This window comes from Streptomyces sp. SAS_270 (assembly GCF_052543295.1).
The window spans coordinates 1-14,075 of the sequence record NZ_JBMNDS010000030.1 but is presented as its reverse complement, the minus strand read 5'-3'; the positions used below and the strand labels follow the sequence as shown (position 1 = coordinate 14,075).

The 14,075-nt window shown below is 71.0% G+C and carries 18 protein-coding genes; 6 read left to right on the top strand and 12 right to left on the bottom strand.

Annotated features, from left to right (window positions below):
* The first annotated feature begins 135 nt into the window (after window positions 1-135).
* Both ACN6LB_RS21200 and ACN6LB_RS21195 read left to right on the top strand, forming a co-directional pair.
* Window positions 136-543, top strand: a complete 408-nt coding sequence (locus ACN6LB_RS21200; protein WP_445027335.1) for a RidA family protein — start codon at window positions 136-138, stop codon at window positions 541-543.
* Between the two features lie 41 nt (window positions 544-584).
* Window positions 585-1,241, top strand: a complete 657-nt coding sequence (locus ACN6LB_RS21195) for a gamma carbonic anhydrase family protein (RefSeq protein WP_445027285.1) — start codon at window positions 585-587, stop codon at window positions 1,239-1,241.
* A gap of 27 nt (window positions 1,242-1,268) precedes the next feature.
* Here ACN6LB_RS21195 and ACN6LB_RS21190 read toward each other — a convergent pair whose 3' ends face one another.
* The 4 genes from ACN6LB_RS21190 to ACN6LB_RS21175 form a co-directional block, all read right to left on the bottom strand.
* Entirely contained in the window at window positions 1,269-2,240 is a 972-nt protein-coding gene (locus ACN6LB_RS21190; protein WP_445027284.1) for a glycoside hydrolase family 6 protein, read from the bottom strand.
* A gap of 231 nt (window positions 2,241-2,471) precedes the next feature.
* A complete protein-coding gene (locus ACN6LB_RS21185; protein ID WP_445027283.1) occupies window positions 2,472-3,005 on the bottom strand; it encodes an AMIN-like domain-containing (lipo)protein in 534 nt (177 codons plus the stop codon).
* A 165-nt stretch (window positions 3,006-3,170) separates the two neighbouring features.
* Window positions 3,171-3,890 carry an aspartate/glutamate racemase family protein gene (locus ACN6LB_RS21180; RefSeq protein ID WP_356144491.1) on the bottom strand — a complete coding sequence of 240 codons (720 nt, stop codon included), beginning with the start codon at window positions 3,888-3,890 and terminating at the stop codon, window positions 3,171-3,173.
* A gap of 2 nt (window positions 3,891-3,892) precedes the next feature.
* Window positions 3,893-5,368 carry an NCS1 family nucleobase:cation symporter-1 gene (locus ACN6LB_RS21175; RefSeq protein WP_356144489.1) on the bottom strand — a complete coding sequence of 492 codons (1,476 nt, stop codon included), beginning with the start codon at window positions 5,366-5,368 and terminating at the stop codon, window positions 3,893-3,895.
* 157 nt (window positions 5,369-5,525) lie between these two features.
* Between ACN6LB_RS21175 and ACN6LB_RS21170 the strand changes: the two genes are divergently transcribed.
* Both ACN6LB_RS21170 and ACN6LB_RS21165 read left to right on the top strand, forming a co-directional pair.
* The gene (locus tag ACN6LB_RS21170) at window positions 5,526-6,230 is read left to right on the top strand and encodes a GntR family transcriptional regulator (protein WP_445027282.1); all 705 of its coding nucleotides are present in this window, start codon (window positions 5,526-5,528) and stop codon (window positions 6,228-6,230) included.
* The gene (locus tag ACN6LB_RS21165) at window positions 6,227-6,640 is read left to right on the top strand and encodes a (2Fe-2S) ferredoxin domain-containing protein (protein WP_445027281.1); all 414 of its coding nucleotides are present in this window, start codon (window positions 6,227-6,229) and stop codon (window positions 6,638-6,640) included. The genes ACN6LB_RS21170 and ACN6LB_RS21165 overlap by 4 nt, the downstream gene beginning before the upstream one ends.
* On the opposite strand, the gene pip is transcribed toward ACN6LB_RS21165, so the two are convergent.
* Window positions 6,637-7,608 (bottom strand): prolyl aminopeptidase, encoded by a 972-nt coding sequence (gene pip, locus ACN6LB_RS21160; RefSeq protein ID WP_445027280.1) that lies wholly within the window; start codon window positions 7,606-7,608, stop codon window positions 6,637-6,639. The two genes, ACN6LB_RS21165 and pip, sit on opposite strands and share 4 nt — an antisense overlap.
* A 9-nt stretch (window positions 7,609-7,617) precedes the next feature.
* A complete protein-coding gene (locus ACN6LB_RS21155; protein ID WP_445027279.1) occupies window positions 7,618-8,337 on the bottom strand; it encodes a uracil-DNA glycosylase in 720 nt (239 codons plus the stop codon).
* 108 nt (window positions 8,338-8,445) lie between these two features.
* On the opposite strand from ACN6LB_RS21155, the gene ACN6LB_RS21150 reads away from it, so the two are divergent.
* Window positions 8,446-8,970 (top strand): RNA-binding S4 domain-containing protein, encoded by a 525-nt coding sequence (locus tag ACN6LB_RS21150; RefSeq protein WP_445027278.1) that lies wholly within the window; start codon window positions 8,446-8,448, stop codon window positions 8,968-8,970.
* 67 nt (window positions 8,971-9,037) lie between these two features.
* On the opposite strand, the gene ACN6LB_RS21145 is transcribed toward ACN6LB_RS21150, so the two are convergent.
* The 3 genes from ACN6LB_RS21145 to ACN6LB_RS21135 all read right to left on the bottom strand — a co-directional run bounded on the left by ACN6LB_RS21145 (window position 9,038) and on the right by ACN6LB_RS21135 (window position 11,377).
* Window positions 9,038-9,502, bottom strand: coding sequence for a DoxX family protein (locus ACN6LB_RS21145; protein ID WP_445027277.1), 465 nt, complete (start codon window positions 9,500-9,502; stop codon window positions 9,038-9,040).
* Between the two features lie 182 nt (window positions 9,503-9,684).
* Complete coding sequence (locus ACN6LB_RS21140; RefSeq protein WP_445027276.1) at window positions 9,685-10,374, bottom strand: class I SAM-dependent methyltransferase; 690 nt, start codon at window positions 10,372-10,374, stop codon at window positions 9,685-9,687.
* A 76-nt stretch (window positions 10,375-10,450) separates the two neighbouring features.
* Window positions 10,451-11,377, bottom strand: coding sequence for an acyltransferase domain-containing protein (locus ACN6LB_RS21135; protein WP_445027275.1), 927 nt, complete (start codon window positions 11,375-11,377; stop codon window positions 10,451-10,453).
* 80 nt (window positions 11,378-11,457) lie between these two features.
* Here ACN6LB_RS21135 and ACN6LB_RS21130 point away from each other — a divergent pair, with 80 nt between their 5' ends.
* Complete coding sequence (locus ACN6LB_RS21130; protein WP_356144472.1) at window positions 11,458-11,724, top strand: DUF6343 family protein; 267 nt, start codon at window positions 11,458-11,460, stop codon at window positions 11,722-11,724.
* Between the two features lie 25 nt (window positions 11,725-11,749).
* On the opposite strand, the gene ACN6LB_RS21125 is transcribed toward ACN6LB_RS21130, so the two are convergent.
* The 3 genes from ACN6LB_RS21125 to ACN6LB_RS21115 all read right to left on the bottom strand — a co-directional run bounded on the left by ACN6LB_RS21125 (window position 11,750) and on the right by ACN6LB_RS21115 (window position 13,848).
* A complete protein-coding gene (locus ACN6LB_RS21125; RefSeq protein ID WP_356144470.1) occupies window positions 11,750-12,130 on the bottom strand; it encodes a tetratricopeptide repeat protein in 381 nt (126 codons plus the stop codon).
* A 116-nt stretch (window positions 12,131-12,246) separates the two neighbouring features.
* The gene (gene coaE / locus ACN6LB_RS21120) at window positions 12,247-12,849 is read right to left on the bottom strand and encodes a dephospho-CoA kinase (RefSeq protein WP_445027274.1); all 603 of its coding nucleotides are present in this window, start codon (window positions 12,847-12,849) and stop codon (window positions 12,247-12,249) included.
* A 60-nt stretch (window positions 12,850-12,909) separates the two neighbouring features.
* On the bottom strand, window positions 12,910-13,848 hold the full coding sequence (locus ACN6LB_RS21115; protein ID WP_356144466.1) for a PAC2 family protein: 939 nt from the start codon (window positions 13,846-13,848) through the stop codon (window positions 12,910-12,912).
* Window positions 13,849-14,075 lie beyond the last annotated feature (227 nt).

Sequence of the window (14,075 nt, the reverse complement as noted above, 5' to 3'; positions counted from 1 at the left end):
ATTTTCCGTACGCCGCCGGAACGCCGCCCGCCGTGGGGCAGGGTGCCGCCGGGTCGGCGGGAAAATCGGATGCGTCCGCTGCGCATGCCTCGCATGATCGGAAAGTTGTCCTTCGACCGACTGCCGGGAGCCCCCGTGATCCAGCGCGTGACCGTCCCCTCTCTGTTCCCGCCGCCCGTCTACTCGCACGCGTCCGTCGTCAAGGCGGGAACCGATCTGGCTTTTCTCGCCGGGTCCGTCCCGCTCGACGCCGAGGGCAAGCTCGTCGGGGAGGGGGACCCGGTGCGGCAGGCAGAGCAGGTGCTCGTCAATCTCGGGGAGCAACTCCGGGCGGTCGGCAGCGACATGGCCCACGTGGTGTCGACCGATGTCTACGTCGTCGCCGGTGAGCCCGCGGTTCTGTCCGCCGTGTGGGACGTCGTCGAGGCGTCGGGGCTCAGCAGCGGCCCGCACTCCTCGACGCTGATCGGGGTGACGTGTCTCGGGTATACCGGACAGTTGGTGGAGATCACGGCCACCGCTGTCGTTCCGGATCAGGCCTGAGCGGAACGCAGAATGCTGAGCGCAGAGAGCAGGAGCCGAGGATGTTGATCGAGCATCGAGGGCGGCGGCCCGTCGTTCCCGACTCCGCCTACGTCGCCCCGTCCGCCGTCCTGTGCGGTGCCGTCACCCTCGGCGAGCGTGCCCGGGTGCTGCACGGTGCCGTGCTCACCGCGGAGGACGGGGAGGTCCGGGTCGGGGCGGACGTCGTCGTGATGGAGAACGCCCTCGTACGGGGGCGGGCCCGGCATCCCGCCGTCATCGGGGACGCCGTACTCGTCGGGCCGCACGCTCACATCAACGGCGCCACGATCGAGGACGAGGTGTTCGTCGCCACCGGTGCCTCGGTCTTCCCCGGCGCCGTCGTGGGCGCCGGTTCGGAGGTGCGGATCAACGGTGTGGTCCAGGTCAACTCCGTGCTCCCGCCCGGGACGGTCGTACCCATCGGGTGGATCGCGGCCGGGGCGCCCGCCCAGTTGTTCTCACCGGATCGGCACGACGAACTGTGGGAAGTGCAGCGGGAGTTGGACTTTCCCGGCACGGTGTACGGCGCTTCGAGGGGAACGTCGATGCGGGAGATCATGGCACGTCAGGCGGACTACTTCGGGGCCCACCTCGACGACCGGCACATCGAGGAGCCGCGAGGCGGGGAGCCCCATGCCGACGAGCCACGTGCGGCCACCCCGCCGAGCGGCAGCTGAGGAGCAACGGCGTTCAATCAGCGGCCACTAGCCGCGGGCGTTGCGCGCCAGTTCCAGGGCGTACGCCGGCCACCACTGTCCGGCGGCCGGTCCGCCCCGGCATGTTCCGTCCGACTCGCCCGGGCGTTTGATCCACAGGTAGGCGTCGAGGAGAGGGTTGTCCGTACGGGTCGTCGGCGGCGTTCCCAGTGCACGTCCCGGCGGATTGCACCATGTGTCGGTGCCGGCGTACGGGCCGTTGCCGTTGCGGCTGGTGTCGATGACGTAGTGCTTGCCTCCGAGGTCTTTCGACAGCCAGTCGCCGTAGGCCGAACTCGCCTTGTCGGTCTGGAAGTTGGAGACGTTCAGGGCGACTCCGTCGGCGCGTTCCACACCCGACGTCTTCAGGGCCTCGACCATGCGCCAGGCCTCCGGGATCCAGCCGGAGTTGCCCGCGTCGAGGTAGACGTGCGTGCCCGGCTGCCGTTTGAGTCGGTCGACGGCGTACGCGAGCAGCGCGTAGCGCTCCTTTGCCACGACCCGGGTGCAGCCGGCCACCACCTGGGCGACGGCGTCCGGTTCGACGATCACGTAGGCGCCCCGGTCGCCGAGGGCCGCCGCGAACTCGTCGACCCAGACGCGGTAGTCCGCGGCGGTCGGGGCGCCGCCGACCGAGTACTGGCCGCAGTCGCGGTTCGGGATGTAGTAGGCGGCCAGAACGGCGGTCCGGCCGGCGCGTGCGGCGGCGGCGGCGGTGCGGGCCCGGACGACGGGGCCGGGGTCCGGGCCGTTCAGCCAGTCGGCCTGGGGGCGGGCGGCGATACGGTCCATGAGTGCGGCGTCGGCTGTCCGGCCCGCCCGGCGCCACTCGGCGGCCTGTCGGGCGGCGAGGGAGTCCGGGTCGGTCCAGAACGGTTCGGGATCGCCCCCGGATGCCCCGGTGCAGCACAGTCCGGCGAGCACCGCGGCGAGCAGTGCCCGTGGCACGGGTCCGGGTGCGGCGGGCAGCGATCTGGACATGGGCGGCTCCGTTCCCGCCGCCGCGGGCTGACGACAAGCCGTGGGCTGACGAGGACGCAGTCGCCCGGGCGGCGACTCGTCCTTCGGGGAGTGTGCGACCCTGCCGCGCGCGCTGCGGCGTACCACCGGACACATCGCCCCAGGATCACCCCGACGGACGCCGCGATCCCGTCCACCCAGCCGCGTACGCCGGTCCAGGGGTTCCGGGCCGGCGTACGCAGCCGCCCGGTGTCAGCGGCACAGGTTGGCGTGCTTTGTGTCGATCACGAACCGCTCGGGCGAGTGGAGCTTGAACGTGTTGTAGACGGGCTTGGTGGAGAAGGCCGCCCCGAAGGAGACCACGCCCTCGAAGTCGCCGGTCAGGGCAAGACCCTTGAGCTTGGGCAGGTTGATCTTCGTCAGGCGGGGGCCCTGGTAGACCGACTGGCCCGACTGGTTGTGGGCGGCGGCCGGGGAGAGCTTGATTTCCAGGAAGTATTTTCCGGCGAGCGGGACTTTCTTCCCGGTGGCGTCGTAGCGCAGTTCCTTGACCCGTTTCACGGTGACCGGGGGAACGGTGCCCCGGACGTCGATGACGAGCCTGTCGTAGGTGCAGTGACCGCCCCATCTGGCGTTGACGACGAGTGCGGTCGCGGGAGTCTGCCGGAAGGCCGTGACCTGGTCAGCTCCCCGCTGCGGGGCCGCGGACGCGGGAATCGTGGCGCATACGGCGGTGGTGAGGAGGATGCCTGCGGCGACTACCGCGCGGCGTGGACGGTTTTCCATGACGCCCCCCGTTTCTCTTTCGCTAAGGGGACAGTGAATTCACTAGGGGAGACATTCGAGCGGCCCGTACGGTTGCATGGCCTATTTCATGATTCACCACTTTTTCCATTCTCTCGGCAGCGTCCCGCGAGGCGTGACGGCGTCGGTCGCCCCCACCGGCCCGCTTCACCCCGCCGGCCCCCGCCACTCCCTCCGCTTCGGCAACGGCTTCGCATAGCCCCCCGCCCGGCTCGTCGTCAGCCCCAACGCCACGAGCGACTCCGCCAGCTTCACCGCCGCGCCCACCCCGTCGACCACCGGCAGCCCCAGCTTCTCCCCCACCGCACGCTGCAGACCGGTCATCCCGGCGCAGCCAAGGACGAGGACTTCCGCCCCGGCCCGGCGGGCCCGTTCGGCGGCGGCGACGAAGGCGTTCTCGGTGCGGCGGGAGTCGGCGAGCTCCAGCACGCCGAGTCCGGTGCCGACGACGGCGGCGCAGTTGCGCCCCACCCCCGCCGCTTCCAGGCTGTCCTCGATCTGCCCGCACGAGCGTTCCAGGGTGGTGACGACGCCGTAGCGGCGGCCGAGCAGACAGGCGAGATGGGCGGCGGCCTCGGTGATGTCGACGACGGGTACGTCGACCAGCTCCCGTGCGCCCTCGCGTCCGTGCTCGCCGAAGCCGGCCATCACCACGGCGTCGTACGGCGGTCCGTCGTACGTCCGCAGGGTGTCGAGGACGGCGGCGGCCGACAGGTAGCTGTCGAGCCAGCCCTCCGCGGACTCGGGCCCCCAGGTGGGGGTCAGGCCGGTCACGGTGGTGCCCGGGCCTGCTGCGGCCCGGGCACCTCGCACGATCTCCTCGGTCATCTCCTGCGTCGTATTGCAGTTGGTGACGACGATCCGCACGCTCAGCCCTCCACGAGGTCGGGGGTCGTCTCCACGGTGGCGGCGCGTTCGGACCGGCACAGGACCGCGTACAGTCCGGCGGCCAGCGCCGTCCCGATGAACCAGGAGTACGGGGCGATGTCGCTGAAGGACTTCACCAGCGCGAGCACCGCGGCGACGGCTGCCGCCGGGAGGAAGGCCCACAGAGCCTTGGGGTTGACGCCCTTGCGGTAGTAGTAGCGGGAACCCGGCTCGGCGTTGAAGAGTTCCTCGACGTCGATGTCGCCGCGCTTGACCCAGTAGTAGTCGAGCATGATCACGCCGAAGAGCGGGCCGAGGAAGGCGCCGAGGCCGCCTAGGAAGTAGTTGACGACCGTGGGGTTGGAGAAGAGGTTCCACGGGGTCACGACCAGGGCCGCCACCGTGCTGATCAGGCCGCCGACCTTGAAGGTGATCTTCTGCGGCCAGACGTTGGCGAGGTCGTACGCGGGTGAGACGAAGTTGGCGACGATGTTGACGCCCATGGTGGCGATGGCGAAGGTCAGCGCGCCCAGCACCATCACCCAGGTGTTGCCGACCTTGGCGACCAGCTCGGCCGGGTCGGTGATGGCCTCGCCGAACGCCTCGATCGAACCGGCGGTGACGATGACCGACACGATGACGAAGGCCGTCGAGTTGATGGGCAGGCCCCAGAAGTTGCCGCGCCTGACGGTCTTGTAGTCCGGGGCGAAACGGGAGAAGTCACAGAAGTTGAGCATCAGCGTGCCGTACGTGGCGAGGATCAGCCCGATCGCGCCGAACCACTGCCGGAACTGCTCACCGGTGGAGACCGGGTGAGGGGTCGAGGTCAGCGAGATGGTCCAGCCGGCCTTGTAGAGCACCCAGACCGCCAGCGCGATCATGACCAACCAGATCGCGGGGCCGCAGAAGTCCTGGAACTTGCGGACCGACTCCATGCCCTGGGTGATGATCAACGCCTGGATCAGCCAGAGGGCGACGAAGGACGTCCAGCCGAGCGCGTCGAGGCCGAGGAAGGAGTGGTGGGTCCAGGACACCAGGCCGGGCCAGGCCGCGAGCAGCATGACGTTGACGGCGACGGAGGCCAGATAGGTCTGGATGCCGTACCACATGATGGCGATGACGGCCCTGATCAGCGCCGGGATGTTGGCGCCCCAGACGCCGAAGCTGATGCGGCTGACGACGGGGAAGGGGACGCCGGTGCGCTGCCCGACGCGGCCCATCATGTTCATTCCGGCGTAGATGAGCACGAAGCCCACGAGCAGGGCCGTGAAGATCTGCCAGACGTTCATGCCGAGGACCAACAGGCCTGCGGCGAACGTGTAGTTGCCGAGGTTGTGGACGTCGGACATCCACATGGCGAAGAGGTCGAAGACCTTCCAGTTGCGCTTCTCCGCAGGTGCGAGGTCTTCGTTGGTGAGCCGGGGGTCGGGGACGAACACTGCTGTGCCGGTGGCTTCGGCACGGTCGGCGAGGGACACGGGGCCTCCCTGGGCAAGGGGACGGAGGAGGAGGACTACTGGCCGTTGTCGTTTGGTATACCAAACTGCGGTCATGGTCCTCCCGTCAACCCTTTCGACCGATGTCCGCTCCGTTACGGCTCGGTAAAACACCCCCGGAGTCGGCGAAGATGGTCCCATGACGAAGATCGACCCCCCGGACCTGGAGCGGGAACCCCTCGGAGCGGTGCGCGAGCGCGTCCTGGCGACCCTGCGGCAGGAGATCATCGGCGGCCGTCTGCACCCCGGCGACCGGCTGGTGGAGCGCGAGTTGGCGGACCGCTTCGGGGTCTCCCGGGTCCCCGTCCGCGAGGCGATCCGCGCGCTGGTGGCCGAGGGCTTCGTCCTCTTCGAGACGCCGCGCCGCACTGTCGTGCGCCGCCTCACCCCGACCGACGTCGCCGAACTCTTCGAACTGCGTGAGGCGTTGGAGGTCTACGCCGCCGGTCTCGCCGCCTCCCGCGCGACCCCGCAGGCCCTCGCGGAGCTCGCGGAGTTGCTCGACGACGCGGCCGTCGCCACCGACGCGAAGGACGCCGAGCAGATCACCGACATCAACACCCGCTTCCACGACCGCATCCTGGCCATGGCGGGCAACAGCCTGCTGATCTCGGTCATGGAACCCGTCGACGGGCGGCTGCGCTGGCTCACCCGGCAGAACGAGGAGTGGCCCCAACTCCTCACCGAACACCGCGAGTTGTACGAGTCCATCGCCTCGGGCGACCCGGACCGGGCCCGCGCCCACGCGCTCGCCCACGTGCAGGCCAACTACCGCTCGACGGTGCAGCACCTCTTCGGCGAGGAGAGCACACCCGCCGCCCCCGCCTCCGAAGGAGACCTGTGACCCCCGCCCGTACGGCCGTCGTCGGTGCCGCCCGGACCCGCCCCTGCACCCTCGTCGTCTGCCGCGGCTGCTGCTGCGGCGACGCGCGCAAGTACCCCGGCTACGACCACGTATGGCAGCTCGACCGGCTGCGCGCCGCGGCCACCGCCTCCGCCGGACGCCTCGCCGTCCGCACGACGGACTGCCTGGGCCCCTGCGACCAGGCCAACGTCATCGTCGTACAGCCCTCCGGCGAGGGTCGCAGACGCGGTGGCAAGCCTGTCTGGATCGGCTGGTCCATGGGCGACGACTGCACCGACGAGATACTCCGCTGGGCCGAGGCCGGCGGTCCCGGCATCGCTCCGCCTCCGGCCACACTGGAGCTGCAGTTCGTGCAGACGGCGGGTGAGCGGACCCGCGCCCGGCGTTAACGGGCCGCGCGCGCCGCGTACTTGTCCGTCGCCGCCACCAGCGCGTCCACCATGTCCGGGGCTCCCATGTTGTGGCCCACCTCGTCGATGACGGTCAACTCGCTGCCCGGCCAGGCCTGGTGGAGGCGCCAGACGGTGCCGAGGAGGTTGCCGAAGTCGAGGCTGCCCTGCACGAGTGTGCCCGGAACGTCCTTGAGCACAGGGGCGTCCCGGAGCACCACGCCCTCGTCGTTGCCCTCGCCGAGGAAGTGGTCGTTGCCCCAGTAGTGCGTGACGGTGCGAGCGAAGCCCAGGCGGAACGACGGGTCGTCGAAACGCTCAACCGACCCGGGCGGTGCGGGAATCGTCGCCGTCTCCCAGTCCGTCCAGGCACGCGCCGCTCTCGCCCGCACCTCGGCATCGGGCGATTCGAGCAGGCGGTTGTACGCGGCAGCCAGGTTGCCGGACCGCTCACCGACGGGCAGCTCACCGACGAATCTTTCGAAGGCCGCCGGGAAGATCTTCCCAAGTCCCCTGGTCAGCAGGGCAACTTCAGGATTCGAGCCGGTCGCGACGCCCGTCAGCACCAGCTCCGTCACGGCGTCCGGATGCGTCTGCGCGTACCGCAGCCCCAGCGCCGACCCGAACGACACACCCCACACCAGCCAGCGATCGATCACCAAGTGCCGTCGCAGCAGCTCCAGATCGGCGATGAGATGAGCCGTCGTACTGACGCTCATGTCCGTCTCGTACGCGCTCGCGGGCGGCGTGGAACGCCCGGCGCCGCGCTGGTCGAGCAGGACGATCCGGTATGCGGCGGGGTCGAAGTAGCGCCGGAAGCCGGGCGCACAGCCCGACCCCGGTCCGCCGTGCAGCACCACAGCCGGCCTGCCCCGCGGGTTTCCGCAGGTCTCCCAGTACACACGGTTGCCGTCTCCGACGTCGAGCATGCCGTGGTCGTACGGTTCGATCTCCGGATACAGACCCATCGCGCGACCCTAACCCGCCTCGGGCACCGTCCGCAGCCCCGCCGCCTCCGCCGCCGTACGCAGCACATCCCGCAGCATCGCGGGCGTCAGCCGCCCGGTGAAGGTGTTGCGCTGGCTGACGTGGAAGCAGCCGAAGAGCTCGATCGGGCCGCCCGGGCGCTCCAGGGCGGCCCGGGCGCCGTGCGTGAACACCGGCCTCGGCCGCGGCACCTTCCACCCCGCCTCGGCGAAGGCGGGCAACGCTGCCTGCCAGCCGAACGCGCCGAGGACCACCACCGAGCGCAGCGAGGGCCGCAGCAGCTCCAACTCCCGTACGAGCCAGGGCCGGCAGGTGTCGCGCTCCCCCGGCGTCGGCTTGTTGGCGGGCGGCGCGCAGTGCACGGGCGAGGTGACACGGACGCCGTGCAGTTCCAGGCCGTCGTCGGCCGTCACGGCGGTGGGCTGCGAAGCAAGGCCGACGTCGTACAACGCCTGGTACAGCACGTCCCCGGAGCGGTCACCGGTGAACATCCGGCCGGTGCGGTTGCCGCCGTGCGCGGCCGGGGCGAGGCCGACGATCAGCAGGCGGGCGCCCGGCGGGCCGAAGCCGGGCACCGGGCGCCCCCAGTACGTCTCCTCGGCGAAGGCGGCGCGCTTGGTGCGGGCCACCTCCTCGCGCCACTCGACCAGCCGCGGGCACGCGCGGCACCCGGCGATCCGCGCGTCCAGTTCGGCGAGCCCATGGTCCATGACCTCACCGTACGACGTCCGACCCGTGCCGCCCGGCGGCCTGCGGGGGTGGCCGCGCGACGGAAAAACCCTCCCGGCCTCTTTCCCCGGGAGGACTAAGGTCGAGGCATGGCTTCTGAGGGCGACGAGAAGGACGACGAGCAGGGCGCCGGTGGTGCGAGCGGCTCGGCCGACACGGCGGGCACGGCCGGCACGGTGAGCGCTGCTGCCGCCGCCGACGCCGCCCGTCCGGCGGGCGGCGAGAGCGTGCGGGTCGACAGCTGGATCTGGTCCGTCCGTCTCGTCAAGACCCGCTCGATGGGCGCCACCGCCTGCCGGGGCGGGCATGTGCGGGTCAATGGCGAGCGCGTCAAGCCCGCGTACGCGGTGCGTGCCGGTGATGAGGTGCGCCTGCGGCAGGCGGGCGGCAGGGAACGGGTCGTCGTCGTCAAGCGCGTGATCCGCAAGCGGGTCGGTGCGCCGGTGGCGGCCGAGTGCTACGTGGACAACAGCCCGCCGCCCCCGCCGCGCGAGGCCGTCGCCCCGGCCGGTGTCCGCGACCGCGGCGCGGGCCGCCCGACCAAGCGGGACCGCCGCGAGATGGAACGCCTGCGAGGAGTCGGCGGCCCTGCCGACAGTCCCGAGGGCCCCTGAACGTACGCACGGCAGCACTCAAGGGGCTCCCCGTGGTCACGGGGAGCCCCTTGATGTCGTACGACGCTCACGCCCGCCCTCGTACCAGCCGGACCAGCTCGGCGTTGTGGCCCCGACGGGCCCAGGCGATCAGCGCGAGCGGCAGGATCAGGATGAGCGGGGTCGCCGCGTACGGGCCGTGCAGGGCGGTGACGTTCACGATGAAGGCGCCGACCATCAGCGCGCTGAGCGCCACCGCTGCCACGGACGACAGGATCGGGATCAACAGCGCGATGCCACCGGCGAGTTCGAGCACTCCGATGATGTACATCCCCGTGCTGCCCCAGCCGAGCTTGTCGAAGGACTCGACGGCAGTCGACTGGGCGACCAGCTTGGGCAGCGCGCTCGCGAGGGCGAAGAAGAGACCGAGCACGATCTGCAGGGCGCCCAGCGAGATCCGGGCGCCGCGGCCGCGGGATCCGGCGGCGGCCGAGGCGGGAGCGAGGGAAGCGGCGGAGGCGGCGTGGGCGACGGGGGCGGTGGTCTCGGACATCGGGGTCTCCTGTGTGAAGCGGTCGGTGTGCTTTCACAGAGGTAGACCGACCGCCCACGCCGAACTCATCGCCGTGGAGGACGATTTCCCCGACGATCTCGCCCTCTGCCTCCCCCAGCCCCTCATCGACCCCGGCGCGCCACCCGCCTCAGCCCCTCATCGACCTCAGCCTCTCACCGACCTCAGCCCTTCACCGCCCGCACCCACGTCCCGTCCTCCGTCAGATACCGGTCCACCTTCAACCCCGCCTCCGCCAGCGCCTCTTCGAACTGCTCCTTCGTCAAAGGGCGGGCCAGGAAGGTCTGGGTCCAGGTGGCGTCCGGGAACACGTACTCCGCGTGCACGGAGTTGACTCCGTCGCCCACAGGCTGCGCGGAAAGCATGCGGACGGTGTAGCCACCGGGATCGACCCGCTCGCGAGGAAAATTCGTGTGGTAGTCCGCGCCCTCGCGCTGGATGAGCACGCAGCCGCCGTCCGCGACATGCCGGGCGCACGTCCGCAGCAGCCCACGACGCACCTCGACGTCCCCGGCGTGCACGAGGAACGACGCGAGCAGCACCGCGTCGAAGGTCTCGCCCAGGTCGAGTTCCTCGATGGGGCTGCATATCGTGCGCGCCCCTCGGACGCGCTCCAGCATCTCCGCCGACTCGTCCACGGCCGTGACCGTGAAGCCGCGTTCGAGCAGCGGGTGGGTCATCCGCCCGACCCCGCTGCCCAGTTCCAGCAGGCGGGCGGCCTTGGGCAGCTCCGCGGCGATGATGTCCGGCTCGTCCCTGGCGGACAGCCGCGCGTAGAGCTCGACCGCGCAGCCGTCCGGCGTGATCGCACCGGGTCCGGTCCCCTCGTATCCCTGACGCATCTCAATGCCCATGACCGTCCAACGGACACCCTGCCCGACCCGTTCCCGGCCCGCACAGCCCGGACACGCCAAACACGCCGCGCAGGCCCTACAGCGGGAACCAGCCCTGCCCGATGTACCAGTGGCCCCCGGCCCGCAGATGGTCCCCGACGGCCCGCTCGACTGCGGTGCGGCGCGGCAGCGTCTCCACCGGCAGGTCCGGGTCCGCGAAGACGAACCGGACGGGTTCGGTGTCCGCCGGTTCCCTGCCCTGGTCGTCGGGGCTCGCGTGGGTGATCCGGAAGCGCTCCTGGAACCGGACGATGTTGGAGTCTGCGGGCAGGTACCGCTTCAACTGCGGGTCGAGCAGCCAGGAGTGGCAGACGGCGGTCTCGTACCGCTCCTGCGGATAGTGCCGGGGGAAGAACTCCCGTGCCAGCGCCAGGGACCGGTCGCAGGCGGCCGGGGAGAGCGGCCCCCGGAAGTCGGCGATGTGCAGGCTCAGACACGGGGTGCCCGGCGTCGCGTCGAGTCCCACCGCCGCGAGCTCCGAGACCGCGCGCTCATCGAGCCGCACCCGCTGGAACTGCAGTCGCCCCAGCTGGTACAGCTCCCCGCGGAAGTGCAGGGTGAGCCATTGCGGGGCCAGCACGCCTCCCCTTCCGTGCCGTCTGCGGTGCGCCGCCATATTGCGCCCGAGGTCGGCCAGGGTGTGCCGGGAGATGTCGCCCGGGATGCCGCGGTCGAGGTGGTGGGCGCGGATGTACGGCAGCGCCGCGACGAACACGTACGCCGGAAAATAGCGGCCCAGCGCGGCCGGCGCGGCGGTGAGCCGCTCGGCGAGCCTGGACCGCTCGTCGAACTCCCCCGGCGCCCCCATCCCCCGCACCAGCTCCTCGACGCACTCCTCCAGGAGCTTCACCGCCCCCGGGTCGCGCGCCAACACCCGTCGCACGGCGACCAGTTCGTTGATGTCCTCGTGGGGTACCGCGAGGTCGAGCAGCAGCTCGGGAAGCTCATCGGTGTCCGGAAGCACGGTCTGGTTCTCCCGTCGATCGGATGTGTGGTGAAGGTCCGCACCGAAGAGTACGTTTTCTCATAGGAGCAGTGATCCGGATGCGTACGGGCAGTGAACCCACGACAGCGCGCAGTGCCCTGCGGCTCCGCTTCTGGCTGAGCGTGTGGGGTCTGATCTGGGCGACCTTCGGAACGGTCGCGTTCACCCTGGCCGGGCGGCCCGGCTGGGCGGCCGCGTGCGGCGTGCTGTGGCTGATCGTCACCTTCGACATGGCCATGATCCTGCGGCACATCCACCAGGGGCCGCACTACCAGCCCGGCCGCGACATCCCGCCGTACCGGCCGCCGGAACACCGGCTTCCGTAGAGCCTGCCGGCCGGCCTCCCGGCGATCACGAGTCGAAGCGCGCCGCTTTCAGGTACTGCGGCTTCGGGTCGAGCGCCGCGGCGAGCCGGAAGTGCCGCTTGGCCTGGTCCGGGCGCAGCTGGCGCTCATAGGTGCGGGCGAGCGCGAAGTGCGCGAACGCGTTGTCCGGCTCGCGCTCCAGGACGATGGTGAACTCCAGCTCGGCGGGCCGCAGTTGCGCGGCGGCGAAGAAGGCACGCGCGCGCAGCAGCCGCGCGGCCGTGTTCTCGGGGTACGCGGCGATGACTGAGTCGAGCAGCTTCACCGCGCCCCGCGGATCCCGCGCGGCGAGCAGATGCTCGGCGGCACGGAAGTCGATGACATGCGTCTCCGGAGTACGTCCGGTGGAACCGCTGGTCTCGGGCACGGCTGAGTCCTTCCCTCACTGACCCGGTTCAACGCCCGGACAAGGGGCCCCTATTCCGGGCTCCGCCGGTGCTCCTGTGCGGACGTGGCCCGCACATGGGTGCCGTCGGCCGCGGGTTACGCGTCCGCCGCCCGCCGTACGAGATCCGCCCAGACCTCCCGGACCCGGCGCTCCAGCTCCTGAAGCGGTACGTCGTTGTCGATGACGATGTCCGCGATCTCCAGGCGCTTTTCGCGGGTGGCCTGGGCGGCCATGCGGGCGCGGGCGTCCTCCTCGGTCATGCCGCGCAGCCGTACGAGGCGGTCGAGCTGTGTCCCGGGGCGGACGTCGACGACGACCACGACGTCGTACAGCGCCGCCATGCCGTTCTCGGCGAGCAGCGGTACGTCGTGCACGACGACGGCGTCCGGTGCGGCGGCGTTCTCCAGTTCGCGGGAGCGGGCGCCCACCAGGGGGTGCACGATCGCGTTCAGCGTCGCGAGCCGCGCCGGGTCCGCGAAGACGATCGAGCCCAGCTTGGGCCGGTCGAGGCCGCCGTCCGGCGCGAGCACGTCCTTGCCGAAGGCCTCGACCACCGCGGCCAGCCCGGCAGTTCCGGGCGCGACGACCTCCCGCGCGATCCTGTCCGCGTCGATCAGCACCGCGCCCTGCTCGACGAGCAGCCGCGACACCTCGCTCTTGCCGGCGCCGATACCGCCGGTCAGGCCCACCTTCAGCATGACCGGAAGCTTAGGCCCTGCCTCCGACAGCGACGCTGGAGCCCCCGCGGGCCCGGGAGGTCAGGCGTCGCCCTCGCGCTCCGCCAGGAACCGCTCGAATTCGAGGCCGATCTCGTCCGCCGACGGGATGTCGACGGGCTCGGCGAGCATGTTGCCCCGGGACTCGGAGCCCGCGGCGGCGTCGTACTGGTGCTCAAGGCCCTGGACCAGGGCGACCAGTTCCTCGTCGCCCTCCTGGATCTGCCGGTCGATCTCCGTCTGCGTGCGGTGCGCCTCGGTGCGCAGGGAGTGCGCGATGCCGGGAAGCACCAGCCCCGTCGCGGCGGTGATCGACTCCAGGACGGTCAGCGCGGCGTCCGGGTACGGGGAGCGCGCGATGTAGTGCGGTACGTGCGCGGCGACGCCCAGGACGTCGAATCCACCCTCCATGAGGCGGTACTCGACGAGGGCCTCGGCGCTGCCGGGGACCTGTGCCTCGTCGAAGGGGCTGCGGTGGCCCGGGACGAGGTCGGTGCGGTTGCCGTGCGGGGTCACGCCCACCGGACGGGTGTGCGGGACGCCCATGGGGATGCCGTGGAAGTTCACGGACAGGCGCACGCCGAGCCGCTCCACGATCTGCTGGACGGCGGCTGCGAAGCGCTCCCACTCGACGTCAGGCTCGGGGCCGGACAGGAGCAGGAAGGGCGCGCCGGTGGCGTCCTGGACGAGCCGGACGTCGAGGGTGGGCTCCTCGTAGTCGGTCCAGCGGTCGCGCTTGAACGTCAGCAGCGGGCGCCGGGCTCGGTAGTCCACGAGCCGGTCGTGGTCGAAACGGGCCACGACCTGGTGGGGCAGCGAGTCGAGCAGCCGGTCCACGATCTGGTCGCCGGTCTCGCCCGCGTCGATGTATCCGTCGAAGTGGTAGAGCATGACAAGACCGGCCGACTCCTGGGCCAGCGCCATGTCGACGACTGCCAGGCCCTTCGGCTCCCATGCGTACAAACCCTGCGGATCAAGCACAGTGACCGCTCCTCCTCGTGTTCGTACTGCACAACGTGCTGCGCGGCGCGGGCATTCCCGCCCCGCGCCGCGTGGGCGTCACCTCTTATCGACTTCTCAGCCGCTGGAGTCCCGCCGGACCCTGCCTGGAACGCCTTCACGCGCGCGTGGGGAGCGGTCACCGCCTCGGGCGCGCACGGCAACGCTCCGTGCTGCCACCACACGCACTGCGGGGCCGCACCCAAAGG

Bases quoted from the DNA above. Each gene is read 5' to 3' on its own strand.
- ACN6LB_RS21195 (WP_445027285.1), top strand. From the start codon at position 585: ATGTTGATCGAGCATCGAGGGCGGCGGCCCGTCGTTCCCGACTCCGCC.
- ACN6LB_RS21190 (WP_445027284.1), bottom strand. From the start codon at position 2,240: ATGTCCAGATCGCTGCCCGCCGCACCCGGACCCGTGCCACGGGCACTG.
- ACN6LB_RS21185 (WP_445027283.1), bottom strand. From the start codon at position 3,005: ATGGAAAACCGTCCACGCCGCGCGGTAGTCGCCGCAGGCATCCTCCTC.
- ACN6LB_RS21170 (WP_445027282.1), top strand. From the start codon at position 5,526: ATGACGAAGATCGACCCCCCGGACCTGGAGCGGGAACCCCTCGGAGCG.
- pip (WP_445027280.1), bottom strand. From the start codon at position 7,608: ATGGGTCTGTATCCGGAGATCGAACCGTACGACCACGGCATGCTCGAC.
- ACN6LB_RS21155 (WP_445027279.1), bottom strand. From the start codon at position 8,337: ATGGACCATGGGCTCGCCGAACTGGACGCGCGGATCGCCGGGTGCCGC.
- ACN6LB_RS21150 (WP_445027278.1), top strand. From the start codon at position 8,446: ATGGCTTCTGAGGGCGACGAGAAGGACGACGAGCAGGGCGCCGGTGGT.
- ACN6LB_RS21145 (WP_445027277.1), bottom strand. From the start codon at position 9,502: ATGTCCGAGACCACCGCCCCCGTCGCCCACGCCGCCTCCGCCGCTTCC.
- ACN6LB_RS21140 (WP_445027276.1), bottom strand. From the start codon at position 10,374: ATGGGCATTGAGATGCGTCAGGGATACGAGGGGACCGGACCCGGTGCG.
- ACN6LB_RS21130 (WP_356144472.1), top strand. From the start codon at position 11,458: ATGCGTACGGGCAGTGAACCCACGACAGCGCGCAGTGCCCTGCGGCTC.
- coaE (WP_445027274.1), bottom strand. From the start codon at position 12,849: ATGCTGAAGGTGGGCCTGACCGGCGGTATCGGCGCCGGCAAGAGCGAG.